General features: G+C 51.5%; 21 protein-coding genes. 8 read left to right on the forward strand and 13 right to left on the reverse strand.

Annotated elements, in window-relative coordinates:
- Positions 1–336: 336 nt before the first annotated feature.
- A complete protein-coding gene (locus HUN04_21305; protein WDP92116.1) occupies positions 337–1,725 on the reverse strand; it encodes a sigma-54-dependent Fis family transcriptional regulator in 1,389 nt (462 codons plus the stop codon).
- Positions 1,725–3,086, reverse strand: coding sequence for a two-component sensor histidine kinase (locus HUN04_21310; GenBank protein ID WDP93364.1), 1,362 nt, complete (start codon positions 3,084–3,086; stop codon positions 1,725–1,727). The genes HUN04_21305 and HUN04_21310 overlap by 1 nt, the downstream gene beginning before the upstream one ends.
- A 318-nt stretch (positions 3,087–3,404) precedes the next feature.
- Here HUN04_21310 and pilM point away from each other — a divergent pair, with 318 nt between their 5' ends.
- The 5 genes from pilM to pilQ all read left to right on the forward strand — a co-directional run bounded on the left by pilM (position 3,405) and on the right by pilQ (position 8,851).
- A complete protein-coding gene (pilM, locus tag HUN04_21315) occupies positions 3,405–4,457 on the forward strand; it encodes a type IV pilus assembly protein PilM (protein WDP92117.1) in 1,053 nt (350 codons plus the stop codon).
- The gene (locus HUN04_21320; protein WDP92118.1) at positions 4,454–5,038 is read left to right on the forward strand and encodes a PilN domain-containing protein; all 585 of its coding nucleotides are present in this window, start codon (positions 4,454–4,456) and stop codon (positions 5,036–5,038) included. Before pilM ends, HUN04_21320 begins: the two co-directional genes overlap by 4 nt.
- On the forward strand, positions 5,038–5,691 hold the full coding sequence (locus tag HUN04_21325) for a type 4a pilus biogenesis protein PilO (GenBank protein WDP92119.1): 654 nt from the start codon (positions 5,038–5,040) through the stop codon (positions 5,689–5,691). Before HUN04_21320 ends, HUN04_21325 begins: the two co-directional genes overlap by 1 nt.
- A 162-nt stretch (positions 5,692–5,853) precedes the next feature.
- The gene (locus tag HUN04_21330; protein WDP92120.1) at positions 5,854–6,516 is read left to right on the forward strand and encodes a pilus assembly protein PilP; all 663 of its coding nucleotides are present in this window, start codon (positions 5,854–5,856) and stop codon (positions 6,514–6,516) included.
- The gene (pilQ, locus tag HUN04_21335) at positions 6,506–8,851 is read left to right on the forward strand and encodes a type IV pilus secretin PilQ (GenBank protein WDP93365.1); all 2,346 of its coding nucleotides are present in this window, start codon (positions 6,506–6,508) and stop codon (positions 8,849–8,851) included. Before HUN04_21330 ends, pilQ begins: the two co-directional genes overlap by 11 nt.
- A gap of 16 nt (positions 8,852–8,867) precedes the next feature.
- Here pilQ and HUN04_21340 read toward each other — a convergent pair whose 3' ends face one another.
- Genes HUN04_21340 through serS form a run of 4 tightly spaced genes read right to left on the reverse strand, consistent with a single transcriptional unit; the run spans position 8,868 to position 13,897 of the window.
- Complete coding sequence (locus HUN04_21340; protein WDP92121.1) at positions 8,868–9,623, reverse strand: tetratricopeptide repeat protein; 756 nt, start codon at positions 9,621–9,623, stop codon at positions 8,868–8,870.
- Entirely contained in the window at positions 9,620–11,128 is a 1,509-nt protein-coding gene (locus tag HUN04_21345) for a LysM peptidoglycan-binding domain-containing protein (GenBank protein ID WDP92122.1), read from the reverse strand. The genes HUN04_21340 and HUN04_21345 overlap by 4 nt, the downstream gene beginning before the upstream one ends.
- Positions 11,125–12,627 (reverse strand): threonine synthase, encoded by a 1,503-nt coding sequence (gene thrC, locus HUN04_21350; protein ID WDP92123.1) that lies wholly within the window; start codon positions 12,625–12,627, stop codon positions 11,125–11,127. The genes HUN04_21345 and thrC overlap by 4 nt, the downstream gene beginning before the upstream one ends.
- Positions 12,617–13,897: a serine--tRNA ligase gene (gene serS, locus HUN04_21355; protein WDP92124.1), complete on the reverse strand. Its 1,281-nt coding sequence runs from the start codon at positions 13,895–13,897 to the stop codon at positions 12,617–12,619. Before serS ends, thrC begins: the two co-directional genes overlap by 11 nt.
- Positions 13,898–14,089: 192 nt before the next feature.
- Between serS and HUN04_21360 the strand changes: the two genes are divergently transcribed.
- Entirely contained in the window at positions 14,090–14,677 is a 588-nt protein-coding gene (locus tag HUN04_21360) for a 5-formyltetrahydrofolate cyclo-ligase (protein ID WDP92125.1), read from the forward strand.
- A 108-nt stretch (positions 14,678–14,785) separates the two neighbouring features.
- On the opposite strand, the gene HUN04_21365 is transcribed toward HUN04_21360, so the two are convergent.
- The gene (locus HUN04_21365; protein WDP92126.1) at positions 14,786–15,784 is read right to left on the reverse strand and encodes a potassium channel protein; all 999 of its coding nucleotides are present in this window, start codon (positions 15,782–15,784) and stop codon (positions 14,786–14,788) included.
- A gap of 167 nt (positions 15,785–15,951) precedes the next feature.
- On the opposite strand from HUN04_21365, the gene HUN04_21370 reads away from it, so the two are divergent.
- Entirely contained in the window at positions 15,952–16,608 is a 657-nt protein-coding gene (locus tag HUN04_21370; GenBank protein WDP92127.1) for a protein-L-isoaspartate(D-aspartate) O-methyltransferase, read from the forward strand.
- On the opposite strand, the gene HUN04_21375 is transcribed toward HUN04_21370, so the two are convergent.
- Both HUN04_21375 and HUN04_21380 read right to left on the reverse strand, forming a co-directional pair.
- Positions 16,609–17,268, reverse strand: a complete 660-nt coding sequence (locus HUN04_21375; GenBank protein ID WDP92128.1) for a TetR/AcrR family transcriptional regulator — start codon at positions 17,266–17,268, stop codon at positions 16,609–16,611. It abuts the gene before it with no gap.
- A gap of 106 nt (positions 17,269–17,374) precedes the next feature.
- Entirely contained in the window at positions 17,375–18,727 is a 1,353-nt protein-coding gene (locus HUN04_21380; protein ID WDP92129.1) for an outer membrane protein transport protein, read from the reverse strand.
- A gap of 301 nt (positions 18,728–19,028) precedes the next feature.
- On the opposite strand from HUN04_21380, the gene HUN04_21385 reads away from it, so the two are divergent.
- Positions 19,029–19,979: an AEC family transporter gene (locus tag HUN04_21385; protein WDP92130.1), complete on the forward strand. Its 951-nt coding sequence runs from the start codon at positions 19,029–19,031 to the stop codon at positions 19,977–19,979.
- On the opposite strand, the gene HUN04_21390 is transcribed toward HUN04_21385, so the two are convergent.
- The 4 genes from HUN04_21390 to HUN04_21405 all read right to left on the reverse strand — a co-directional run bounded on the left by HUN04_21390 (position 19,976) and on the right by HUN04_21405 (position 25,690).
- Positions 19,976–21,295, reverse strand: a complete 1,320-nt coding sequence (locus HUN04_21390; protein WDP92131.1) for a hypothetical protein — start codon at positions 21,293–21,295, stop codon at positions 19,976–19,978. The genes HUN04_21385 and HUN04_21390 overlap by 4 nt on opposite strands.
- Positions 21,296–21,374: 79 nt before the next feature.
- Complete coding sequence (gene genX, locus HUN04_21395; GenBank protein ID WDP92132.1) at positions 21,375–22,289, reverse strand: EF-P lysine aminoacylase GenX; 915 nt, start codon at positions 22,287–22,289, stop codon at positions 21,375–21,377.
- A 384-nt stretch (positions 22,290–22,673) separates the two neighbouring features.
- Positions 22,674–23,987 carry a histone deacetylase gene (locus HUN04_21400; protein ID WDP92133.1) on the reverse strand — a complete coding sequence of 438 codons (1,314 nt, stop codon included), beginning with the start codon at positions 23,985–23,987 and terminating at the stop codon, positions 22,674–22,676.
- Between the two features lie 20 nt (positions 23,988–24,007).
- Entirely contained in the window at positions 24,008–25,690 is a 1,683-nt protein-coding gene (locus HUN04_21405) for a hydantoinase/oxoprolinase family protein (protein ID WDP92134.1), read from the reverse strand.
- Positions 25,691–25,920 lie beyond the last annotated feature (230 nt).

The raw sequence follows: 25,920 nt of genomic DNA on the forward strand, positions 1-25,920 counted from the left end.
CGGGAAAAAGGCTTTTAAACTAAAAAAGGCTGCCTTTGGGCAGCCTTTTTTAGAAAAGGAAAAAAAGATGAAAAAACTAACCGTTGGTTAGTGGTAAATACAAACTGCAAAGCCTGTGCCTGCCTCTCAGAATTTTTCCCAAAAAACAAAAAATCTTGTAACCGCTTAATAATAAACTATTTTTTATTTGGCGGGACCTGAATAGTACTCAAAAAAATACGGCGAAACCATATTCTGAGTTCAAAATTTTGAACTCTAAAAATAGGTGTAAAAAATAAACCCGTCCCAACCCCTTAATTTTAAGGCGTTGGGACGGGTTCAAAATTTTGAACTTTTTTACCTGCCAAGTTTTAATTCTTTATCCAGGTTGAATTTTTTCAATTTCTGGTTTAATCCGCTTTTTCCGATGCCAAGGATTTTGGCGGCCTTGGTCTGGACGTTGCCGGACATCTCCATGGCCCGCTGGATCATACGTTTTTCAACGGCGGCAAGGGTTTCGGACAGCCCTACGCCTTCGGGAATGCCATCCAGCTGGAGGGTGTTGGTTCTGGGACTGCGGATATGGGGCGGCAGATCCGAGACAGATATATTGCTTGTACTGCAGAGGATGGCAGCCCGTTCAATGACGTTTTCAAGCTCCCGCACATTCCCCTTCCACCCATAGTCGCAGAGTACCTGGGCCGCATCTTTATCAATGCCCGTCACTGTATCCGGGGATTCAGGTCCCTGGGTATATTTTTCAATAAAGTGCTTGATAAGCAGGGGAATATCCTCCCGGCGGTCCCTCAAGGGCGGTATCACCGCCTTGACCACATTGAGGCGGTAATAGAGATCTTCCCTGAAATTTCCTTTCTGAACCTCTTCTTCAAGGGTCTTGTTGGTTGCTGCGATGAGCCTGAAATCCACGGGGATGGGAGCCGTTCCCCCCACCCGTTCCACTGTCCGTTCCTGGAGGACCCTGAGCAGTTTGACCTGCAGCGGCATGGGCAGCTCACCGATTTCGTCAAGGAACAAGGTGCCCTTGTCCGCCAGTTCGAACCGTCCTTTTTTCATATTGGCGGCCCCTGTAAATGCCCCTTTTTCATGGCCGAAAAGTTCGCTCTCCAGAAGGGACTCTGCAAAGGCCGAGCAGTTCACCGCCACAAGGTTCTCATCCTTTCGAAGGCTGTTGTAATGGATGGCCTTGGACACCAGTTCTTTACCGGTACCGCTTTCCCCTTCAATAAGGATTGAGGCGTTGGTTGGCGCCACCTTCTGGATAACTTCATAGAGTTCCTGCATGGGTTTGCTCTTTCCGATGATATTGTTAAACTGATACCTGGACCGGATGGCGTCCTTGAGCAGGGTGTTTTCCTGGACGATTTTATAAACGGAAAGGGCTTTGGCGATATGTGCGATCAGTGCCTCATTTTCAAAGGGCTTCAGGATAAAAGTATAGGCGCCCTTGTGCATGGCTTCCACGGCCTTTTCCACGCTGCCGAAGGCCGTCATGATGATCACCGGCAGGTCCGGTTTCAGAGCCTTTATTTTTTCCAGCAGTTCAATGCCGGACATGCCCGGCATTTTTACATCGGAGAGCACCAGGTCAATGAATTGGGTATTCAGTATATCCAGCGCCTCCATACCGCTGGAGGCCGTAAAGGCGCGGTATCCTTCTTCCGCGAGCACTTCACCGATAATCATAGGGTAGTGCTTTTCATCATCCACGATGAGTATATTTTCCATTATCTCAACTCCTTGGGGGGAACTTCATGGGCGGGCAGTACAATTTCCACACGGGTGCCGTTGGGGGATACATTAACGATTTCGATGGTGCCCAGGTGGGCCTCTATGATGTTTTTAATGATACCGAGGCCAAGCCCGGTGCCTGTTTCCTTGGTGGTGAAAAAAGGCGTCCATATTTTTTTTAGAATTTCCTCATCAATGCCCTCGCCGGTATCGGTGAAACTGATGCGGACCAGCCCGTTTTCATGACGGGTTGAAATGGTGAGTTCGCCGCAATCGTCCATGGCCTGGAAGGCGTTGAGAAAAATATTGAGGAAGGCCTGGTAGAGCATGGCCGGGTCGGCGGCGATGCCGGGGAGGCTGTTCTGGAAATCCTTGATGATTCTGATGTTTTCTTCCTTGGCTTTTTGGGCGAGAAATGCCAGGTTCTTTTCTATCACCTCCTCCACGGCGCAGGGGCGCAGATCCGCCACTTTGGGCTTTGCAAAGTCTAGAAAATCCTTAATAATATGATCCAGCCGGGAGGATTCCTCAACTATGATATCCGGGATTTGGCTGGTGGGATCCAGGCGCGCCATTTTCTTTTTCATGAGCTGGGCACTGCTTTTAATAATGCCCAGGGGATTTCGTATCTCATGGGATACGCCGGCGGTCATCTCCCCTATGGCTGAGAGGTGTTCCGCCCTTCTCAGTTTTTCCTCAAGTTTCAGGCGTTCTTCCGCCCGGTGCTCAATAATTCGTTCTCCGTGTTTGACAACAAAGCGCAGGACTAAAAAAAGGATGCCCATGATGCCGGCGCAGCTTGTCACGATGAGGCCCTGGAGTTTGAATACCTGCTGGTACTCATCGGAAACATCCCTGACGATTTCAATGACGCCGATGATCATCCGGTCCCTGGTGCGTGCCAGCTGCACTTCCTGAACCAGCGGGGCAAAGGTGACTATTTTTGTCTCCTTGGGAAACCAGAACATTAATTCCAGGAAGCTTCCCTTTTGAACAAGTTTGGAGGTGGCTTCCCCCTTCATGGCTTTTTCATAATAGACACCGCCTGCGTTTTCTTTTCCGATATCGCTGTCGTCGAAACTGTAGCCGATGATATTGTCCGTTCCATAGATATTCACCATCTCAACGTGGAAACTGTGGAGGGTGGATTTTACGACGGCATCTAGGAGGCTGTGTTGTTTTTTTTCCCTTAATTTGACTTCTCCGTGTTTATATACCACCGGTGCGACAAACCGTAGGAATATCTGATGGTTGAGATTTTCCACCAGAAGCCGGTTGTACTCTTTGCTTTTTTCCAGAAGGATGGCCCTCACCCAGTGGGCATTGAGGGCCGCGATGACGATGGTGGCCGTGAGCATGACGATCAGGCTTGATACGGTAAATGCCTTTACAAGGATAAAGGGGCGGGTGCCGGGTGTGGTGTTGGGTTTGGGAGGTGTTTTTTTCACTTTAATTTTCAGATTATAAACGGGTCTTTCTATGTCGTCTGACGGATTTTAGCCTGACAAATTCCTTAAAAATTTACTGTTTAATTCCTCAAAATGAGGATTATACTTGACTTTCAACAAATATCGTATCAAATATAGTGGTATTAATACGACATAGCAATACAAAATACAATTGCATAATCTGTTTAAATTTAAAGCATGACAGCCTGTAATTGAGGATGAAGGCGTATGGTATTGGGAAAAAAAGATCACCTTGTGGGTCTGGATATTGGATCTGCCTTTGTTAAAGTGGCTGAGCTAAAAATATCTAAAAAAGGCAATTCTCTCAAAAAATTCGGCATGGCCCCGGTGCCGGAAGGGGTTATCACCGAAGGCAGAATATCAAATATGGATGTTCTGGCCGAGATCATCCGGACATTATTTAAGTCCCAGAAAATCAAAGAAAAGAAAGTCGCGATTTCCACCGGCGGTCATTCTGTGGTGATTAAAACGATCAGCACCCCCACAGCCACGGAGAAACAATTGGGCCAGACCATCAGGGCCGAAGCGGAGCAGTATATCCCTTACGATATTGATGATGTGAATATCGATTACCAGATTCTGGGGGAAAGTGAGTATTCTCCCGACCAGATGAATGTCCTCCTGGTGGCGGTAAAAAAGGACCTGGTGGCCGAGTATATGGAACTCACCCGCATGGCAGGGCTGGTGCCCAGTATCATTGATGTGGATACTTTCGCCCTTCAGAATATTTTTGAAACCCTGCCGGATCAGGACAGTTCCCTCGTCACTCTGCTGGCCGATGTCGGGGCTTCGAAAACCTCCCTGAATATTGTCAAGGACAATAGCTCAATGATGATGCGGGACATGATGACCGGAGGCAGTCAGATTGTCGAAGCCGTGAGGGACAGTCTGGAAATCGATTATGCGACAGCTGCCGCTGTGGTTCAGGGGGAAGCAGAACCGCCCGGTGATCCAGCGGTTGTAGAGGAAATATGCGCCTCCATCACCAATGGATGGTGTGCGGAAATCTGCGAGGTGGTCCACACCTTTGAATCGGGGACCAATGAACTTCGGCTGGAACAGGTGGTACTCAGCGGCGGCGGCGGATTTATGGATAATCTGGCTCAGCGGCTGAGGGCAGAGCTTAATGTCCAGGTATCCAACATCGACCCCTTCGGGGGGCTAACGATCAATTCCAAACAATTCGGCAATCTGGATGGATATAAACTCCAGGCCCCCATCGCTTTGGGACTTGCCATGAGACGGGTGGATGACAAATGATACGAATCAACCTTCTGCCGTTCAGGCTCGCCCGGAAAAAAGAAAATATCCGGCGCCAGGTGTCAATTTTTCTGCTTTCACTTTTGCTGATAGGGGTTGCTCTTTTTTGGCTGACCCGGACCGTTGATACACAGATTAATACGATTCAGAACAGGATTGCAGCGGTCCAGGCGGAAACCAAGAAATATCAGGCAAAAGCCAAACGGGTCACAGAGATTAAGAAGAAACTCAAGATACTCAACGAAAAACTCAAGGTTGTCTCTTCCCTTAAAAGTAAAAGGGATGAACAGCAGGTGCTTCTGGAGGAGATGGCTGACCGCATCGTCAAGGACAGGATGTGGATCGAAAGTATGAACGCCGATGGAAAGAGTGTCGTGGTAACCGGAGTGGCATACGACAATCCCACCATTGCAGATTTTATGAGGCACCTTGAGAAATCACCTTTATTCCAAAACGTGGATCTCAGGCGGTCAAGGCTTCGGGATTTCCAGGGCGGGGTCCAGCTCAAAGCCTTTGAGCTTGTGTGCTATAAAAAACAGGCAGCCCCCGAGGAGCCGCCCGAAGAAAAGGGTAAAAAATAATGGCTGATAAAAAAGAATCCTCTGCGGGTAAATTACGCGGCCAGATGGACCGGATTTTTGCCGGGATTGGGAAACTGACTAAAATTCAGCGCCTGCTGATCTGCGTCGGTGCGATTTTGCTGATCGGCGGTGGATATTATTATTTTATTTTTGCGCCCCGGTGGGAGAATTTGAATGCCGCCAGGGAGGAATTGACACGCCAGGAAGACCGGTTGGCCACCTTCAAGGCAAAAGCCAGGGTCCTGCCTAAATTCGAGAAGCAGATGGCCGAAGCCCGTGAGCGGTTCAATGTCGCCATGAAAGCGCTCCCGGACAAAAAGGAACTACCCGCCCTGCTAACCAGTATTTCCGAGGCAGGAATGCGGGCTGGGCTAGAGTTCCGCCTCTTTGAGCCGGCAACGGTTGTGAACAAGGAATTTTATAAGGAAATCCCCATCTCCATGGATGTCAGCGGGGCATACCACCAGATAGCGGATTTCTTTTTCCAGGTGGCTAATTTGAACCGCATCGTCAATGTGCAGAATATTTCCATGAAAAAGGATGGCAAGGAAACGGGCGCGGTCCAGATGAAATGCTCGGCCGTCACCTATATGTTTACAGAACCCAAGGCGGACTCGGGCAAAAAAAGTAAAAGAAAGAAAAAAAGAGGGTAATGGGCATCTGTTATGGCAAAATTCATTAACATATTTTGTATGACAGGGCTGGGAATACTGATGCTTTGTCTGTTTTCCTGTGAGCAGAAACAGGAACCCGTGAAACCGAAACCACAGGTGAATGTCGTAAAAAAATCAATTGACATGACAAAAAGGGAGGGGATGTCCCAAAAGACTGCCTCCCACCAAAAAACAAGCGTCCAGCCCGTTAAAAAACAGGTTTCAGCCGACGCCGGCAAACCTGTAAAAATTAAAGCGCCCCAGGTTGAGGTCACAGGAGCTAAAGCGCCGGTATCGTCCAAGCCTGAATTGGAAAAATCCGGGCTGGAAACCACCTCAGCAGCAAAGATCGCTTCACCGGCGTCCGTTCAGCCTGGCGCGGTGACCGAACCCCAGATGAAAACAGAACTGGCTGCGGTTTCATCATCAATGATAAATTCGCTTGTCATCAAAAAGTATGATACCAAGGGCCGTGTGGATCCTTTCATTCCTTTACTCAGTGAGAAAAAGGAAGAGCCGGCAGCGGGCAAATCTGAGGAAAAAAAGCCTAAACGTATTTTAACCCCTCTGGAAAAGATGGAATTAAGCCAGATTAAGCTGGTGGCTGTGGTTGAAATGAAAGGCCGCACCGTGGCCATGGTGGAAGAGGCCAGCGGAAAAGGGTATGAAGTTGAGATTGGAACGTATATGGGACGGAACGAGGGCCGGGTATCGGCCATTACCAGGGACGGCATTTCGGTCAAAGAGTATGTCAAAGATTTTAAAGGAAACCGCAGGGAGCGGATTCAGGAAATCAAATTTCATAAAGATGAAGGTGGAGAATAAAATGGAGTATTATCAGTCTGCTGTTAAGCAATATGGGATGACATTGATCTCCGGGATTCTGGCCCTTTTCCTGGTGACAGGGTGTGTTGCCAGGCAAGCAGAAAAACAGGCGCCCAAGGACAACGCGCTGCAGGAAACGCCGCCTGCCCAGCAGACCGCCGCAGCAATGGATTCATCGCGGGTGGTGGAAGGCATTACCGTCCGCGGTGAGGCCGATAAGGTAAAGGTCTGGATTCAGGCAAACAGGGCCCTTGAGTACACCTCCATCAAGCAGTCATTCCCATTTGCCGTCAGCGTATATCTTCCCGATACCTCACTTGCCGGCGGCTTTCAACAGCAATCGTTCACAGACAGCCGGGTCGGCGGGATTAAAGCCGGATATGCCGATGAAGAACAGACAACAACAAAAGTCGATATACTGTTGACCCGTGATATGCCCTATACCGTGGTTGAAGAAGAGGGGCGCCTTGGAATTATCCTCCAGGGCAATGACACGCCGGACGGAAATGATATCGCGGTAGACACGGAAACGCCGGCTCCGCCCCAGATGCATCAGGCTGAAGACCTTGTTATTCCGGAAACCTCTGCTCAACTTACGAACATTGAATTTGACACCAATGCGTCGGGGCAATCAGACATCCGTATCCAAACCAGCCATCCGGTCCGCTATGATACCCGGCAGGCTGGTGCCGATACCATCCATCTTATTCTCTACAATACCAAAATACCGGTACACCACCAGCGGCCCCTGCTGACCCGGTATTTCAACTCCGCCGTGGAGAGAGTGGACCCCAGGCCCTACCCCGGGAAAAAGGGTGACACCTGCATTGATATCAAGGTCAGGGAACAGGTGCCGTTCAGGGTGGTTCAGAATAAAGGGGGAATTTATGTCACATTTGAGTCTTCCGATGTCGTGCCTCCTGAATTCACCAAAGCCAGAACGGATCTTGCATCCGGCACCCAAACCATCAAATCTCAGGATGTTCTGCTATCCAACCCCGCAGGTAAAGCAGATACAACCCGGGCGCCTGAAGCACAGATCCTGGCCTCCCAGTCCGATCCGGTGCTGGGGATCGGTAACGGCCCCTATTCCGGTGAAAAAATCAAGCTGGATTTTTTCGATACGGATATCAAGAATGTATTCAGGATACTGAGAAGTGTCAGCGGACTTAATTTTGCCATAGACCAGGATGTCCAGGGTAAGGTAACCCTGAGCCTGGGCGAAGCCGTGCCCTGGGATCAGGTGCTGGATCTGGTATTGAAAATGAACGGTTTGGGCAAGAAAATGGAAGGGAATGTGGTCCGCATCGCCACTGCTGAGACCCTCCAGAATGAAGAAAAAATGTTACAGGATGCCATTGCCGCACGGAAAAAATCCATTGAACAGAAAAAAGCCCTGGAGCCCCTGTTCACTGAGTATATCCCCATCAACTACTCCGATGCCAAGGCGGATATAGAGCCCCACGTCACCAAGATTCTGACCCCGGAGCGGGGAAGTATCTCCGTGGACCAGCGGACCAATATGATCATCATCACCGACACCCAGAAAAAGATTGACCAGGCAAATGATTTGATTTATAGGCTGGATAAGGTGACCCCCCAGATCATGATCGAGGCCAAGGTGGTCGAGGTAACCAAAGAGTTTTCCAGAAGCCTGGGCATGAGTTGGAACATGTCCAATGCCTCCGCTGTCACTAGCGGTTTTGTGGATGATTTCAATGCCGCGGTCAATGTGGGAACGACCATCGGGCTTTCCGGAGATTTTTCATTTTTCAGGCTGTTCGGCTCTTCAATGAACGCATTGAATGCCAAGCTGGAAGCATCCGAGGAACTGGGCGACGTGAAAATTGTGTCCTCCCCCCGGATCATGACACTGGACAACAAAAAGGCCATGATCAAGCAGGGCCAGGAATACGCTTACCTGGAGCGGGACGACGCCGGCGGCTCCTCGGTTAAATTCAAGGATATCGATCTGCTGCTTGAAGTGACCCCCCATGTGACGCCGGATAAAAGGATCTCCATGACCGTGAGGCTGACCAAGAACGACGTGGCCAGCCTGACCTCCACCGGGGTGCCCATCCTCAATACCAATGAGGCGGAAACCGAGCTTCTGGTGAACAACCAGGATACCATTGTCATCGGCGGGGTGGTAAAAAGCACCGTTCGAAAGGATGATGACGGACTGCCTTTCCTGACCGGAATTCCTGTGTTCGGGCTGTTGTTTTCAAAGCAGTCGAAGGAGGATAACAGGAATGAATTGCTGATATTCCTTACCCCGTCCATTGTTCAGTTGGAGCAAAGACGCAATACATCACCGGCTTCGGCGGCCAATTGATAAAATTTTGGTGAAATTAGTTGCTTAAAATAAGGATACGGCTCTCGGCCTTTTTGGCCAGGGCTGTATCTTGGTTCACCAGCTTGAGGATTAGACGCCACTCTTTTAAGGCCTGCTTTTGCAGGCCTTCTTTTTCATAGGCTTCGGCCAGGTCGGCATGGAGAATCGCGGCATCTGGTGTCCGCCTGAGTGTTCTGTGCAGGTAGCGGACAGCCCGGTCCGTCTGCCCGGTGCGAAGGTAAACCTGGACCAGCCCGTGGGTGGCTGTGATGAAGCCGGACTTTTCCTCCAAGGCCTTTAAAAAATAGGTCTGTGCGTTGGGGTAGTGGGCCTTGCCCATGTAGGCCCATCCGATATTGGCCAGGGCAAAATGGGGGGTCGGATAAATAAGATCCTCAAGCACCCGGTTGAATTGGATGATGGCTTTGTCCCATTTTTCCTGGCGCAGATAGGCTACCCCCAGATTGTTCAGGGCATCGGTATAATCTTTTTTATAGGTCAGCGCCCTGGTAAAGGAGTCAACAGCCAGGTCATATCGCTTTTTGCCCATATAGGCCAAACCGAGGCTGTTCTGGAGATAGGGATCGTTGGGGATTGTTTTTTCGGCTTCAAGGAATTTGGCAAGGGCTGCGGTGTAATTTCCCTGGGTCTGGAAAACATCCCCCTCTTTTTTGTAGGCCTGGGCCACTTTTATTTTTGTTCCTGTATCCGTTGCACTGACGCAGGCGCATAATAGGGATGACGTTACTATACAGCAGAGTTCTTTTTTCATAGGCCCTCATTCCTGTCGAGTTTCAGCAGTTTTATGCCTTCTTCCCTTAAAAAGGTATTGGCATTATCCTGGGGTGTGGTAGCAGTGATAAAGGTTCTTTCAGAGCCTTTGCTGACATAGACCCCCTGGATATCTTCCACCCGGCCGCCGGTGTAGAAGGACGGATTTTTCCAGGTTTCATAGCCGAGCTTTGAAAAAAGCAGGAGAACAGCCTGGTTAACGGTACCGGCATTGGAAAGATCCAATATCTCGTAGCCCTGTTCCATGAGGATATCAAGGGCTTTGCCGTAAACGTTGCCTGTGTTCACCAGGATATCGGGTTTGGCATCATGGGTGATACGGCCCAGGGAGACATTCATTTCAATGTGCTTCAGGGTGATGGGAAACTGGGCCTTTCCTCCGTATGTGTAAGGTGTTACCCCCAAAAGGGCTTCAATCAATTTATCAAAGGATACCGGCCGCAGTTCCATGGGATTTTTTTCCTGAATCGGATGCCCGGAAATGGCCTGGTTGAGTTGCCTAAGCCGGATGCCTTTCCAATAGTCCTTCATTGCCGTTACAAGATCTCTGTCCAGGGTTTCTGCCTTGCTCTCATTGGGAAGAATCAGGGTTTTTTGACCCGACGGCGCTTCAAGCACCGGAGTTTTGGACAGATCCAGAATTTGGGCCGGCTCCCCGTCTTTGCCTGGGAAAAATACCTTTCCCTTATTCATGACGGTTCCCTGGATCAGCTGGGCATATCGTTTTAGGCGGCTGATATCTCCGGGGCTGAGGATGGCCCGGGGCGGCGTCTCCTGCTCCCTGCTGGTCACCCTTTTCTGTTTGGCAGGCGGCGATGGGCGGACTGAATCGATATTTCGATAACCGGTTTCCAGAAGGGTTTCAAGCCAGGGCTGCGACAAGATGTCCGCTTCGGGTATCAATACGTGGGAACCTGCATATATCCGGTTGATGTCCTTGATTTCCGGATTTAGGCTGGTAAAGGTTTTTTTACCCACCTCGGATACGGCCCCTCCTTTTTTGAGGAATTCTTTTCCCAGAAGGGCGGATACGGTATCGCCGCTTTTAACGACATGGGAATGGATATATGCGTCTACTTCTTTTTTAGTGAGCTTGAGGGAGAATTCTAGTACAGGCACTTCAACAATGCCTTCTTTTTTTTGAACGTATGTGGCCTTGTCAACCTCCTTCAAAGGGATCATGATCCGGTTGCCCGGGGCAATGGCATCTATATTGGATAGCTGGGGATTCAGCTTCCTGAATATTCTCAGGAATCTGGGGAAATCAGAAGCGGAAATTTCGCCTTTTTGACGAAAAATCTTATAGAGCCAATCATTTTTTTTCACCTTATAGGGTTCGCACAGATAGTCCTTATGATCGTAGGTGAATATAGTGTATTGTTTAAAATGGGTTTTGACCCCTTCTGAGTGGGCTTGCCCGGGCTGCCCCAGAGAGATTGCCCCCCAGGTTAGCCCGGCAAGTATGACTGCAGTTACGGGTTTCATTTAGCAATCAGGTCCAATTGCGTTGCGATTTTTCCGGACACGGCCCCCACAAAGCGGTCGAAGGCTTCTGCATCCAGCCGTTTTTCCTGGGATGGGATAAGTTCGGGATCATCCGGTGCGATCAGTTCAGGCAAATTGATAAATCGGTCTGCCGGTTCTATCCCGTATGTCTCGGGTATTTCTTTTTTAAAGTAGAGATCCTGAAATCCGGAGAATTTGATGGCATGGGCCGTGGCGTCAAGGACTGCGGTCTCATTGCTGCCAATGAGACCCATGTCTTTGGCCCGGACGATGCCTGCCAGGCACTCACCCCCCTGGGTGCAGGTGATATGTCCGTTTCTGTTGGCGGTGAGCTGCCAGTCCATGATCTCCTGTTCTTTGACCTGGACCACAAATACTTTTCTGGCGCCGGCTGCGGCGTCGTATTCCCGGGCGATTTTGACCACTCTGGGCATGGAGACCGGATTCCCGATCATGGCGGCCTGGGCCACGCTGGGCCGGGTATCCACTGGCTGGAACTTCCGTTTGGCGTCTTCCGGTTCCAGGTAATACCGGTACACCGGGTCCGCGTGTTCCGACTGGACCCCGATGATTTTTGGCAGGCAGTCAATGATGCCGGTCTCATAGAATTTGAGGAATCCGTTCATTACGGCCGAAATATTGCCGGCATTGCCGATGGGGACCACCACCACTTTATTTTTCATATCCCAGTCAAAATCCTGGGCAATCTCATAGGAGTATGATTCCTGGCCCAGAATCCGCCAGGCGTTTTTAGAGTTCAGCAATACCACCGGATATTTGCCTGACAAGTGTTCCACCACTTTCATGCAGTCGTCAAACACCCCTGGGATCTCAAATACTTTGGCGCCACTGCCCAGGGGCTGGGCCAGCTGGGCCGAGGTCACCTTTTTATGGGGCAGGAGCACTGCCGATTTAACCAGCGGACCCAGATAGGCGGCATACAATGCGGCAGCCGCCGAGGTGTCCCCGGTGGAGGCGCAGATGGAAATCACATCGGATACCAACCCTTTGTCCAGCAGGAATTTTATGCTGGACAGGGCCGAGGCCATGCCCCGGTCCTTGAACGATGCGCTGGGATTCTGGCCGTCGTTTTTGTAGTAGAATTTTACTCCGGCCGCTTCCTGTAGCCGGATGTTGGCCTCAACCACAGGGGTATGGCCCTCGCCCAGGTATAAAATAGATTCAAGGGGGATGGAGGGGCCGATGAATTCGTGGTATCTGTAAATTCCTTTCAGGGCCGGGATCTTAAGCATTTTGCGGTAGTCGAATATCCGCTGCCAGGTGGCACCGTCGATCTCCTTGAGCCGGTCTTTAAGGCGGTCATGGATGAGGAGCACGTGGTTGCACTCGGGACAGACATAGAGCAGTTCTTCTATGCCGTATTCAGCGCCGCACCCCAGGCATTTGTAAAAAAGTTCCCCCCCGGGCTCGGGGATGATATGGGATCGGATATCCTCTGGAAAAAGGTTAGGATTCATTTTCAATTACCGTCCGGCCTCCCATATAAGGTACAAGGGCTTCGGGCACTTTTACGCTGCCGTCTGCCTGCTGGTAGTTTTCAAGAATGGCGGCGAAGGTCCTGCCCACGGCCAGGCCCGATCCGTTCAGGGTATGACAGAACTCAGGTTTTTTGGCGCCTTTGCGCTTGAATTTGATATTGGCCCGGCGCGCCTGGAAATCCAGGCAGTTGGAGCAGGATGAAATTTCCCGGTATTTGTCCTGGCCCGGCATCCATACTTCAATGTCATAGGTCTTGGTGGCGGAAAAACCCAGGTCTCCGGTGCACAGGGTGACCACCTGGTAGGGCAGCTCCAGGCGCTGGAGAATGGTTTCTGCATTGGCCAGCAGGGATTCCAGCTCGTCAAAGGAGGTGTCCGGAGAGGTGATCTTGACCATTTCAACCTTGTTGAACTGGTGCTGGCGGATGAGTCCTTTGGTATCCCGGCCGTAGGAGCCGGCCTCGGATCTGAAGCAGGGGGTGTAGGCCGTGAATTTCTGGGGCAGTTGGGATTCGTCCAGGATTTCTTTGGAATAAATATTGGTGATGGGGACCTCGGAGGTGGGAATCAGGTAGTAGTCCCAGCCGTCCAATTTAAAGAGGTCTTCTTCAAATTTGGGCAACTGCCCCGTGCCGGTCATGGTGGTCCGGTTGACGATGAAGGGGGGAAGCGCCTCCTTGTATCCGTGTTCCCCTGTATGGATATCCAGCATGAAATTGATCAGGGCCCGTTCCAGGCGGGCGCCGGCGCCGAGGTAGAGGGGGAATCTAGAACCGGCCAGCTTGGTGGCCCGTCCCAGATCCAGAATGCCCAGGTCTTCACCAATGTCGGCATGGTCCTTGATCTTGAAATCAAATTCCCTGGGGGTGCCCCAGGTTTTTTCCAGACGGTTTTCGGTATCATCCTTTCCCTTGGGCACGTCATCATGGGGCAGGTTGGGCAGGGCAATGAGAAAGGACTGGATGGCAGACTCAGCCTCTCCCAGCCCCTTGTCCAGGGTTTTAATCCGGTCCGAGACACTCCTCATTTTGTCAATGCTGGGCTGGGCGTCCTGCCCGGATTTTTTCATCTTGGCAATTTCGTCGGATACGGTGTTGCGCTGATGCCGCAGTTCTTCAATTTCAAGCAATAGGGCTTTTCTTTTTTTCTCATTTTCCAGGAAATCGGAAAAATCAATATTGGCGCCCCGTTTTTCCATTCCTTTTTTAACGAGGTCCAAATCATTTTTAATCAATTTGATATCCAGCATTTTGGTCTCTGTCCTGCCTGATTAATGGGTTGAAATATCGATGGGTTTATGATTTTCCACAATTGTATTGAGATAACATGGGCCGGTGTAAACAGTCAATGATTATTGCCGGTTGACAATCAGGTTCCAGTGTATAATATTTTTTGACACTTATATATAGACAAGTTTGTTTAACCCAAAGGAATAACAATTATGGATGAGATGAAAAACGGAAAAAGCAGTGTTCTGGCCCAGGTGGCAGCCCGGATGGATGCCATGAGCCCCGAGGCTCTGGAAGAAAAATACCAGACCATCGAAAGCAAGCTGTTTGAATTTGCCAATTTTCTTGAGGCCCAGCAGGTATTCATGTACACCCCGGTGAGCACGGAAATCCCCACTGAAGCCATTATCCGGAAGACCCTGGAAATTGAAAAAAGCGTAATCCTTCCGGTATTCACCGATTCAAAAAATACCTTTTCATTGTATAAAATCAGTGATTATGACAAGGACCTTGTGCGCAACGCCGATGATGTCCTTGAACCCAACCCCGAGCGCTGCAAGAAAATTGCCCTGGAAGATATTGATATTGCCTTCATCCCGGGCCTGGCCTTTGACGACAAGGGGGGCCGTGTGGGGTTCGGCAACAATTATTATTCCAAACTGATCACAAAGCTTCCTGAGACCTGTCGCAAGGTTTCCCTGTCCTATGAAGATCAGATTGTGGACCAGATCCAGATGGAATCCAGAAAATTTACCGTGGATATTATTATTACGGATTCACGGGTGATTTATAAAATTTAGAATTTGCCCGTCAGCGTTATGGTCCGGAATGTCTGGAATACAGAGCCGGATGTCTACCTGCCAGTTCAGGCATGGACATCCGGTTTTTTATTATCCCGTTTTTTTATTTTAGGACAGGAGGGCTTTTCGGAAAGCGCTCAGGTCTTCGGTTTTGCCCATGACAATCAAGGTATCTCCGGCCTGGATCAGGGTTTCAAAGTGGGGGGCGAAATCCATGTGTTCGGCAGCATCCTTGATGGCGATAATAATGAGGTTGAAATCCTGGCGGATGCCCGAATCTTTAAGGGCTTTGCCGGCGTAATCTGAGGTGGGCGGGACAAAGGCTTCTTCAATCTGGATGGCATCGCTTTTTCTGGAGACGGCGGTGTCCAGGAAATTGGAAACCGTGGGCCTCAGCAGTTTCAGGCCCATGGACACGGCACCGATGTCGTAGGGGGACTCCACACGGTTGGCGCCGGCCACCATGAGTTTTTTCTGGACTTCCGGGCTGGAGGCCCTGGCCAGAATATAGATATCGGGATTGAGCTGCCGGGCGGTGAGGACCAGGAATACATTGGCCGTATCCGTGGCAAGAGCCGCCACCATGGCTTTTGCCCTTCCGATGCCGGCCTTTTCTAAAATTTCCTCATCCGAGGCATCTCCGATGAGGTAGTGAATCTTATCCCGATCCAGGGTGGCTGTTAATTTCTCATTTTGCTCCACCACCACGATGTCCTGGGTATCTTCCCGGATGAAATTGCAGAGCACCCGGCCTATCCTGCCGTAGCCGCATACGATATAATGGTCTTTTAGCTTACTGATTTTTTTGTCCAACCGCTGCCTCCCCAGCAAAGTCTTTATCTCGCCTTCCACCACTGAGCCGATGACAACACCGCCCAGGTAGAGAAAGTAGCCCACCCCGGTGAATATGAGGAAAATGGTAAACACCCGTCCGCCGGCGCTTTGTTCATGGATTTCCATAAATCCCACCGTGCTCAGGGTGATGGCGGTCATATAGGCGGAGTCCAGGACATCCCAATTTTCAATAAACATATATCCCAGGGTGCCGAACACAAAAATGAACGCCGCCGTCAGTACTGCCATTTCCATTTTCAAAATTTTGTTCATGACAGGTATAATTAGCTGTCCTGCCGTTAAAATGCAAGGCAAAGATGGCCCGCCGGAAGGGATGATTTTAATTCCATAAACCAGGCCGGCCGCCCTTGATCCCCTAAAATAAGGTGTGCCAGCCGTTCTGCTTGACGGCCCTGGTGGTTGCTGGTATTAAGGGGGGCATGAATGACGAACCTAAAAAATTTTCCCGGTGGCGCCGGGATATGGTTGAGAACCAGATTATGGCTCGGGGGATTACCGACCCGCTGGTACTCAAGGCCATGAATCATGTGCCCAGACATCTGTTTGTGAGTGAGGCGCTTGTGGACAGCGCCTACGGGGATTTCCCCCTACCCATCGGCGAGGGACAGACCATTTCACAGCCCTTTATCATTGCAGAGATGACCCAGAGCCTGGGGCTGACCGGAAACGAACGGGTGCTGGAAATTGGGACCGGCTCAGGATACCAGGCAGCGGTCCTGTCCAGAATCGTCTATAAAGTGTACACCATTGAGCGGAATAACACCCTTTATCTTCAGACCCGCCGCCTTTTTGACCGTCTGCGGTATCATAATATCGTTACCCGCTATTCCGACGGCACCCAGGGGTGGAAGGCGGAAAGCCCATTTGATGCCGTTATGGTCACGGCCGGCGGCAACCAGATCCCGGCACCTCTGGTGGATCAGCTTGCCCTGGGCGGCCGCCTGGTTATGCCTGTGGGCGGACTTCATTCCCAGGAACTGATCCGGCTGGAAAAAACCAAGACCGGTATTAAAACCACTAATCTGGGGGGGTGCCGGTTTGTCAAGCTGATTGGGGAGCACGGCTGGCAGGAGTAATCATTCAGCCTTGTCAGAGAGGTGCTTTTTTGTGTCGATGGCTGCGGGTTCGGATTTTTTAAGGCCGCCCAGGATCAGATCCAGGGCGAACCGGGTATCTTCCATCAGGGCCGTGTAATCTGAATCCTCCATTTCCAGTCCCATATTCTGATTTTCCATCCGTTCCCGTTTGAAATTATTGGCAACGGAAAGAATAACCGCAGCGGTTTTTTGGGTATCCACCGGCCGGACCTCCCCGGCCGAGATGCCCTTATCCAGAATTTCCTTGATAAGATTTTTTTCTCTGTTTGAAAACCGGGATGCCAGCTTGTTGAACATGGGCTGGAATTTCAACTGGTGTGCGGTGTGGACTGAAAGGCTGTGGAGATTGGCCGTCTGCTTTAAATATTGCTGGCGTTCAATGAAATACGCCTGGATTTTATCGCTCCAGCCGGGCAGAGGCTGTATTTTTTCCTCCAGGGACCGGAGAACGCTTTGGCCTTCATCCTCAATGATTTCGCAGAAAATGGCTTCTTTGTTTTTATAATAGTAGTAAAGTGAGGCCTTGTTCAGCCCCACCATAGCGCCAATATCGTCCATGGTGGTTTTTGCAAACCCGAAATGGGCGAAACAATGGGCAGCCGCCTTTAGAATCTCTTTTCTTTTTTCTGGATCCGCCATATTCCCCAATCGTTATATTCCGTCGGCCCAGATTATTTTCTGGGCCAGTGGATGTCAAGGAATAATAAAAAAAGGCCCGGCGCATGCACCGGGCCGCACGGGTGATTTAGAAGAATCTGTACTGGATGCCGATTCCGGCCTGGTAGAAAACTTTGTCATAGGTGACTTCCGGAGTGCGTTCTCCGCCACCTACTAAAGCAGGAAGATAGGTTGCCGGGGCCGTATCGTCTACGTAAAAATAACCGGCAAGGCCGAAGGTGAGTGCGAGCCGTTCACTCATTTTATATTTAGCGCCCAAAGAAACGGCATGACAATCCAGTGCCGGGCTCATTTTTTCGATGATTCCGAAATTTTCAGGTTTCATATCTACATCAATATACAGATACCCGGTACTGACACTCCATGCGTCATTTATATCGTACTGGAGGGCCAGGCCAATTTCATAGGAATCCCCGTCCACGGCATAGTTCTGGGTACCCCAGTCGGCATCATCTTCAAAAAAGTAGGTGAACGACGGCTTTAAGGTTAATTTGGGCATGAACTTCCATTCAAGACCAACAGCAAAAACTGCCGGTAGATCTCTGGCAGAACTCTGCCCGTGTACTCTGCCGTTAATAAATAGAATATTTTCGCCCACGGTTCCGCGGCTTTCATCTTTCACAGTCGTGTCCCAATCAAGGTTCACTCTGGTTTCATAACGGATACCGATATTCAGTTTGTCGTTTGGGTGGATGTTCAGACCGAAAATTCCTCCGAATCCGTCTGCTTCCTGCTCATATGCACCGATAACAAGCTGGCTGTTATATGTCCCGTGGATATCCACGTTTTTGTCTGTGATTATGTATCTCAAACCCGCGGCAACTGAGAACATGGAATTGATTTTGTATGCCAGCCCCGTTGTGAAAGTATAATCATAGCTTTCCGCATAGGCATATTCATTGGACATGGTTCCCCCTGGGAGAAGAATTTGTCCAGGATTGGGAGTGCCCGAGTTATAAATAGGGCTGGCTGGGTTGAACAGTCCTGCTAAAATGCCACTCGTAGCGAGGGCGCCGATCTCCTGGGTAATGATGTTCCCGTTTGAATATTCAATTTCACCGCCACCGCCATTAATTGTAAATGCACCCCAGATTGCCCATCTATCTTTTTTATATATACCAAATGCTGTGGGAACAACGCTTTTAAAATCTGCTGAGTGGTCGCTGCCTCCATATGTGTGATCGTAATCAAAGGCAAACGGTTGGAGGTCCACCTCGACATGAAAGCCGTTTTCAAGCAGCATCATGCCGGCCGGGTTGTATGCAGCCACATCAGCACCGTCCGTGGCGGCGTTGCGGCTCAGGCTGCCGGCGTAAGCCGCAGAGAAATTCTGTTTGTTATCAATACCGCCCGCAAAGGCAGGGGCTGCCAGCCCCAGGAACAGTCCCACCAACAACGTGTGTCTAAACCATGTCCTCATCAATGTCTCCTCCTGTTTGAGATTAACTTGCACTGATACATTCACGGGCCTATGCCCATTTGCCGACATTATTTTTTCCCGCTGCACCGCTCCGCTGGGAAGAATTGCTGGTTTCTTGTAAACGGCATTTCAAACTGTCAAACAGACATATGTTTTGTTTGAATGGTTGTCAAGTGAAAAATAATAATTAGCTAATTAATTTTGATTTAGTCTGTCCGGGAATAAATTGATGCGCTTTGGCGGGGGGCATGGTATAGAAAAGAGCCGACGCAGATACCTCAAATTCCAAGGCAGGGCAAGCATGTTTATACAAACCGGTATGACGGTGTTCAGCGCCGTATTTCAATTGTTTTTGATTTCACTGGCCGCAGGGATCATGATCCGGCGCCAGATGATCTCCCCGCTCCAGGTCCAGGCCCTTTCCGGTGTGACGGTCAACGTGTTTCTGCCTAGCCTGATTATAGCCAAGACAGTGGCCGGATTCCATCCTGAACAATTTGAAAACTGGTGGATACTGCCCCTGGCCGGGGTGGGCATGATTCTGGCCGGCCTTTTTTTCAGCGGATGGTTTTTTCGGTTCAAACCCCAAAAACGGCCGCTGATGGTGCTGTCCTCCATGCAGAACGGCATCTATATCCCCCTGCCCATCGGCCAGATTCTGTTTCCGGAGCAGTTTGACCAGTTTGCCCTCTATTGTTTTTTGCTTGTATTGGGGTTGAATCCCCTGATGTGGAGCCTGGGAAAGGTGATGCTCTCCGGCGGCCGGGAGAGCCGGATCCGGATGGGTGATTTCTTTTCACCGCCCCTGGCGGCCATATTTATTTCAGTGGCCCTGGTTTTTTCCGGCCTGGCCGGCCATATTCCCGGCCCGGTGATTTCGGCCGTGGATCTTCTGGGCCAGGCCACAGTGCCGGTGGCCGTCTTTGTCCTGGGAGCCACCATGGGGGCCATTTCCATGAAACAATGGCCGCCGGCCGGTGATATTATGGTTGTATTTCTGGTGAAATTTATCCTGGTGCCCGGCGTTGTGTTTGCCGTACTCTACTGGTCCGGCCTGGACCTGTCCATGCCCTTGGCCTGCAGCATGCTAATGGTGCAGGGGGCTTCGCCGCCGGCCACCAATCTTATCCTCATCGTGAAAAATTACGGAGGGGATGTTCAGACCGTCAGCACCATGATGCTGCTTCAATATTTGGCCTGTATCCTTATCATGCCGGTGTGGATTGCGACATGGCAGTATTTTTCCGGTTAAGCCGGCACATGGCTGATGCCCATTTTCAACTTGTTGGCCCGTCTTTTTTTAAGGCCCAGTGCCAATAGGGACAAGGTCATCTGGGTGGCGGGGTAAGCGGCCCATATCCCCTCGATGCCCATGCCCAGGGGCAGGGCAACCAGAAAGAGGGGGGTGAACACAAAGGGATCGGCGTATACCAGAATGGATGCATTTTTTCCATCGTCCATGGCGTAGAAATAGGCCGACATGACCCGGGCCACCACCACAAAAGGGGCGGAGATTGCCACGGCCACCATGGCGTTGATGCATTTTTCCGCTCCTTCATGGGACATGCCGTAGAAAATGGGGAATTCATAACGGGCCAGGTAAAAGGCGGCGGCGAAAAGGGCGCTGAGGCCCAGGCCCAGGGCGAAAGCCTTTTTCAAAACCATGTCAACACTTGCCCTGTCTTTTGCACCGGTGCAGTGGGACACCAGGGGCTGGATCCCGTCGGCAAGCCCCTGCATGATACTGTATACAAAATAGGCGGCGTATGCCATGACCGTATAGACGGCCACTGCCGAATTCCCACCGTAGTGGAGGCATTGGAAGTTGGTGAACATCTGAACCAGGGCCGGGGCAATGGTCAACCCGAAGGGGGAAAGACCGATTTTGGTGATTTCCAGGCTGGTTCTTCTGTCCATGGCATGCCAGGCCATGCGTGATCGGTACAGAGGGACCACGGCCATGGCCGCTACCAGGGTCTGGGCAATGCAGGTGGCCAGGGCAAGGCCTTCAAGACCCATGCCCAGCCCCAGCATGAACCAGGCGTCCAGAATGATATTGAGCACCATGCCCGTTGTCATCATGACCATGGAATATACAGGCATGCCGATGTTTTTGATCAGGGGGATGACCCCGGCCCCAAGGACCTGGAAAAATGTCCCCAGGGTGATGACCCGCATGTAGTTGTAGCAATAGTCGTAGATATTGCCCCGGGCCCCCAGCAAGGGGAGTATATCGTCAATGAGGAAATAGTAGAGGGGCATGAGGATGAGGGAGGCCAGAAACAGCAGCGTAAGGGTGGCTGACTTTGCTCCAAGGGCCCCTTTGCCGTCCCCGGCGCCGTCTCTGATGGACATGATGATGGCGCCCCCGGTTCCGATGCCCGTGCCGATGGCTGTCATCAGCGCCAGCAGGGGCCAGGCCAGGTTGATGGCGGTGAGGCCGTCGTCCCCCATGGCCTGGCATAAAAAATAGCCGTCTGCGATGCTGTACATGCCCACCAGGACCATGGACATCATAGACGGAATGACATATCTGAGAAACCGGTCTGCCATGCCTTTTTCACTCACCCTTTTTACTCCTTTCAACGGGTCAATATCAGCAAGGCAGGATCATAACCTTTCCCCTAGGAGGAAGGTCAATGCTTTTCTACAGGTTTTCAGGGGTGAAGGCGGTGACCTCGTCAATGGCGTGGGCATTGCAGAATAACATGGCCAGCCGGTCCATCCCCAGGGCAATGCCGGCGGCATCGGGCATGCGGTCCAGGTCGGCCAAAAATTTTTCAGGCATGGGCAGGGCAGGGTGCCCCGCCCGGGTCCGGGTACGGTTCTCTTCTTTAAACCGCTTTCTTTGTATCTCGGGGGTTGTCAGTTCGGTGAATCCGTTGGCCAATTCAATGCCGGCCACATAAAGCTCGAACCGCTGGGCCAGATTGGGGTTGCCCGGGTGGAGCCGGGCCAGGGAGGCCAGGGGCGCGGGATAATCGTATAGGATGCAGGGGCGCTCGTTACCCAGGTGGGGTTCGATGTCAAAGCTGATGATTTCATCAAAGCGGCCGGTTTCCAGGGCCTTGTCCGCAGATATCCCGGCGTGGGTTTCAAAGGCCTGGTGGACGGAGAGTTTCTCAAAGGGGCAATCCAGCCGGATCTGCCGGCCCTGGTAATCAAGTTTATTGCCCATGTCTAAGGCCTGGGCAATATGCCGGATCAGCCCCTGGCACTGGTCCATAAGGTCTTCATAGGTGTCCCCTGCCGCGTACCATTCCAGCATGGTCAGTTCCGGCAGGTGGCGTTCCCCCCGTTCCCCTTTTCTGAAACATTTGCAGATCTGGAAAATTTTATCGGCCCCGGCGGCCAGGAGGCGCTTCATGCACAACTCCGGCGATGCCTGGAGAAAAAAGCCTTCCGACATCAAAGGATCAATATGGCCTTCGGGGATGACCGAGGGACACCGGATAGGGGTTTCCACCTCCAGATAGCCGTTGGACATGAAAAAATCCCTTGTATAATGAAGCACAAGGGAGCGTGTTTTTAGATTTTTTAATTTTATTGCTATATGGTTCATATAATGCTTGGTTTCCATGTATATGACGGGTGGCCTGATTAATCAATTTTTTACCGGCTCTAAATTTGCAACTAAATTTGCAATCTGATGGCTCGGACAGCCCGGTCCCGCCTGAGCGGTGGCACCACCGCCTTGGGTTTCGCAAAAAAATATTGATATCAATTGCAGAAATTCAGCACTGAGGGGCGGACAGGCCGGAAAGCGGCATTGGGTTGCTTTTTTCTTAGGGGGCCTTATGGAGCGGAACGAAAAAATCCGTCTTGTCTGAGGACGAAGGACGAGTTTAACGGATTTTCGTGCAGCGGAATTCGGCCCTCTATAAAAAAGTGACAGCCGCCTTCCGGCCTGCCCGCCCCGGTGTTTATTTGGTTTTACCGATAGCCCCTATTGCTTCACCTCATAATAATCCTTTGGCCGGTCCTGGAGGTAGATTTTGTGGTATTTGGTTTTATCGGCCTTGTCGTAGAACTCATAGGCCTTTTCCTTGCAGGCGTCACAGGCGTTGATGGGGATATGGACCCCCAGGATGTGGTGGCCCGGGGTGGCCTTGGAATCCACCTCAAAACTGCCGCCGCAATCCCTGCAGATCCGGATTTTCTCCTTTTGCCGTTCAAAGATGTTGTCGGTGTCGTAGAATACCTCCCGGTGGCGGATGAGGATGTCGCCCGGGGTTCCGGCGGCTTCCCGCATCTGATCCCGCTGGTTCCAGTAGCCCATGATCTGGTCCGTGGTTTTTTTGATCTTGTCGGTGAGGCTCACGGACTGCTTAAGGCGGTCGGGGTTGTAATCGGGTTCTATTACGCCTGAATAGTCCAGGCCGGCCATGGCCAGAATGATTCCAAGGTTGACGTAGGGCAGGGCGCCTTCAATGGAATAGCCCCCTTCCAGTACGGCAATGTCCGGCTTGAGCATGGAGGTGAGCTGGGCATAGCCCTGGGCGGAAAAATTCATGTTGGTTAAAGGGTCGGTGTAATGGTTGTCCTGTCCGGCGGAATTGACGATAATATCGGGCTTGAATTCCTCCAGCACCGGAAGGACACAGTTTTTAATCACATAGAGGTAGCCTTCGGTGGAGGTGCCCGGGGGCAGGGGGATGTTCAGGTTTGAGCCCTTGGCATTGGGGCCGCCCAGTTCGCCCGGGAAACCCGTGCCCGGATACATGGTCCGGCCGTCCTGGTGCAGGGAGATGAACAGCACATCCGGGTCATGCCAGAAAATATCATTGGTGCCGTCACCGTGGTGGCAGTCCGTATCAACTACGGCGATGCGCTTGAGTCCGAATTTGGACCGGATGTACTCCACCATCACCGCCTCAATATTGATGTGGCAGAACCCCCGTCCGCCATGGGAGACCCGCATGGAGTGGTGTCCGGGGGGGCGGACCAGGGCAAATCCGTTTTTAACTTCCTTGTTCATCACGGCATTGGCAATGGCCTTGGCGCCACCGGCTGAAATAAGGTGGGACTCCGTGGTCACGGTCCGTTCGTCGGGCACACAAAAATGGGTGCGCTGGATGTCCTCCGGGGTCACCAGATCGGGCTTGTATTCCACAATGCCCTGGATGTCGAAAATCCCTTCTTCGGTGACCTGGTCCTGGGTATACAGCAGGCGCTCCTCCCGTTCCGGATGGGTGGGGTCGATGGCCCAGTCAAATGCAGGAAAAAATACAAGCCCGGTTTTGTGAGATGATTTTAGCATGGTCGCCTCGTTGTCTTGTATCAGCCGTTTGTGCTGAGTACCGATTCATAGCCCTTGATCAGGCCGGGTTTCAACTGCATTTTTGTCCTGAATATCTTTCCTCTGGGGGAGAAATTCCGGACAATGTTGAACTCCTGGAATTCCACCACTTCCACCTCGTCGATATTATCCGGGTCGGCACCGGCGTTTTCCGCCTTTTCCTTGAGCAGGGTATAGGCGGTCTCCACAAGTTCGTCCTCGGAAAAGGTTTTGGAAATGGGCTCTGCAAAATCTTCTTCATGGGCCGTGACAATGCCCTGTTCCGTGTCGGCGTTGAGTGACACTTCGCAGGTGGTCCGGGCCAGGGCCGCACCAATGGCATTGGCCACCGAGGATTCGGGTACGGCCAGTGTGTCTATTTTGTACATATCTTCGATTTTTTCTGCAAAAAAACGGGCCGGTCCGCCCAGAAGCAGTATTTTTGCCGGGCTCAGCTTGTAACCCTCCAAAAAGTCGTGGACCGTGTACACGGGTTTGGAATTGAGCCGGTCGATCATTTCAAAGGTTTTTTTCAAAATGATATTGCAGCAGGATCTAAAGATGTGGTCGGCTGCTTCCCTGTCGTCCATGGACAATTGGGCAGCGATCTGACGGATTCCTTCGCGGGCCTTGTCCTTGTCCCCCTCATCCATGAGTCCCAGGACCACCAGGGCATCCGTGGGGGTGGGGCCGGGGCCGCCGAAGGCCATGGCCGGTCCCAGGCGGTCGGGGCCGATGGTCAGCTTCCCGTCATTTACCCGCAGGGCTGAATCCCCGCCGATGCCCTTGGAATCGGTCCTGAGGGAGCGGATCAAACTTTTATACTGCCCCCGCCGGATGCCCACGGGCTCCAGCAGCGGGGTTTTGTCCACAAGAAAGGCAATATCCGTGGTGGTGCCGCCGATGTCCAGGACAATGGCGTCCTGCCCGGCCGGGGCATGGGGAATGGCCCCCATGATGGAGGCGGCCGGTCCCGACAGAACGGTCTGGGCCGGGAAAATCATTGAGGCGGACAGGGTCATGGTTCCCCCGTCTGCCTTGAGGATCTGGATGGGCACGGTGATGCCCATTTCTTCCAAAGATTTTTCTACGGCCTGGAAAAAATTCTTGTGCAGGGAAAAAACCGATGCATTCAGGTGGGTGGTCGCAATGCGCCGGGGGAAGTTGAGATTGCCCGACACATGATGGCCCAGGAAGACTTTTTTAAAATATTTGTTCAGAATCCGTTTGATCAGGATTTCGTGGGAGGGGTTTCGTACACAGAATTTGCTGACCACGCCCACGTATTCGATGCCGGCCTTTTGCATGACCCTGGCGATATCCTGGATTTCCATTTCATTCACCGGTGCCTTTTCACGCCCCCGGTGATTGATGGAGCCGCCCACGGCATAGTAATGCCTCCCGGTCCTGAAGTGTTCCGGGTCAATACCCGGACCTGCGGACACGATCATGCCCACCGGCGCCATGGTTTTCTGGACGATGGCATTGGTGGTCAGGGTGGTGGATATGACCACCCGCCGGACCTGTTCCGGGTCCGTGTGCTTCAGAAGCGCAGAAAATCCTGAAAGGACGCTTTTGAAGAGGTCGTCAGGATCAGTGGGTACTTTTACGCGTTCTTGAATCCCTGAGCTGCTGAGGAGAACAGCATCCGTGTGGGTGCCGCCGACATCTAATCCTAAAATCATGGCGTCTTCCTTGGCATAATGATTGAACCCGGCTCCAGTCATCCCTCATGAGAGTCCGCCGGGTCTGCAATCCGGTCTGAATGCAAATTTGAAATCAAGTGATACCAGGGTATCTATAATAAGGGGGAGCTTGTCAGAAAACAAACCTGTTGTCAATGAAGTTTTAGCCCTTGAAATGGAGGTGGATTTCATTTATCGTTCGATAACGTTGTTAACTTGCATAAATTGTA

The sequence above is a fragment of the Desulfobacter sp. genome, assembly GCA_028768525.1.
Classification (GTDB): domain Bacteria; phylum Desulfobacterota; class Desulfobacteria; order Desulfobacterales; family Desulfobacteraceae; genus Desulfobacter.

Coding starts and splice junctions, on each gene's coding strand:
- HUN04_21305 (WDP92116.1), bottom strand. CDS start 1,725: ATGGAAAATATACTCATCGTGGATGATGAAAAGCACTACCCTATGATT.
- HUN04_21310 (WDP93364.1), bottom strand. CDS start 3,086: ATGCTCACGGCCACCATCGTCATCGCGGCCCTCAATGCCCACTGGGTG.
- pilM (WDP92117.1), top strand. CDS start 3,405: ATGGTATTGGGAAAAAAAGATCACCTTGTGGGTCTGGATATTGGATCT.
- HUN04_21320 (WDP92118.1), top strand. CDS start 4,454: ATGATACGAATCAACCTTCTGCCGTTCAGGCTCGCCCGGAAAAAAGAA.
- HUN04_21325 (WDP92119.1), top strand. CDS start 5,038: ATGGCTGATAAAAAAGAATCCTCTGCGGGTAAATTACGCGGCCAGATG.
- HUN04_21330 (WDP92120.1), top strand. CDS start 5,854: ATGTCCCAAAAGACTGCCTCCCACCAAAAAACAAGCGTCCAGCCCGTT.
- HUN04_21340 (WDP92121.1), bottom strand. CDS start 9,623: ATGAAAAAAGAACTCTGCTGTATAGTAACGTCATCCCTATTATGCGCC.
- HUN04_21345 (WDP92122.1), bottom strand. CDS start 11,128: ATGAAACCCGTAACTGCAGTCATACTTGCCGGGCTAACCTGGGGGGCA.
- thrC (WDP92123.1), bottom strand. CDS start 12,627: ATGAATCCTAACCTTTTTCCAGAGGATATCCGATCCCATATCATCCCC.
- serS (WDP92124.1), bottom strand. CDS start 13,897: ATGCTGGATATCAAATTGATTAAAAATGATTTGGACCTCGTTAAAAAA.
- HUN04_21360 (WDP92125.1), top strand. CDS start 14,090: ATGGATGAGATGAAAAACGGAAAAAGCAGTGTTCTGGCCCAGGTGGCA.
- HUN04_21365 (WDP92126.1), bottom strand. CDS start 15,784: ATGAACAAAATTTTGAAAATGGAAATGGCAGTACTGACGGCGGCGTTC.
- HUN04_21370 (WDP92127.1), top strand. CDS start 15,952: ATGAATGACGAACCTAAAAAATTTTCCCGGTGGCGCCGGGATATGGTT.
- HUN04_21375 (WDP92128.1), bottom strand. CDS start 17,268: ATGGCGGATCCAGAAAAAAGAAAAGAGATTCTAAAGGCGGCTGCCCAT.
- HUN04_21380 (WDP92129.1), bottom strand. CDS start 18,727: ATGAGGACATGGTTTAGACACACGTTGTTGGTGGGACTGTTCCTGGGG.
- HUN04_21385 (WDP92130.1), top strand. CDS start 19,029: ATGTTTATACAAACCGGTATGACGGTGTTCAGCGCCGTATTTCAATTG.
- genX (WDP92132.1), bottom strand. CDS start 22,289: ATGAACCATATAGCAATAAAATTAAAAAATCTAAAAACACGCTCCCTT.
- HUN04_21400 (WDP92133.1), bottom strand. CDS start 23,987: ATGCTAAAATCATCTCACAAAACCGGGCTTGTATTTTTTCCTGCATTT.
- HUN04_21405 (WDP92134.1), bottom strand. CDS start 25,690: ATGATTTTAGGATTAGATGTCGGCGGCACCCACACGGATGCTGTTCTC.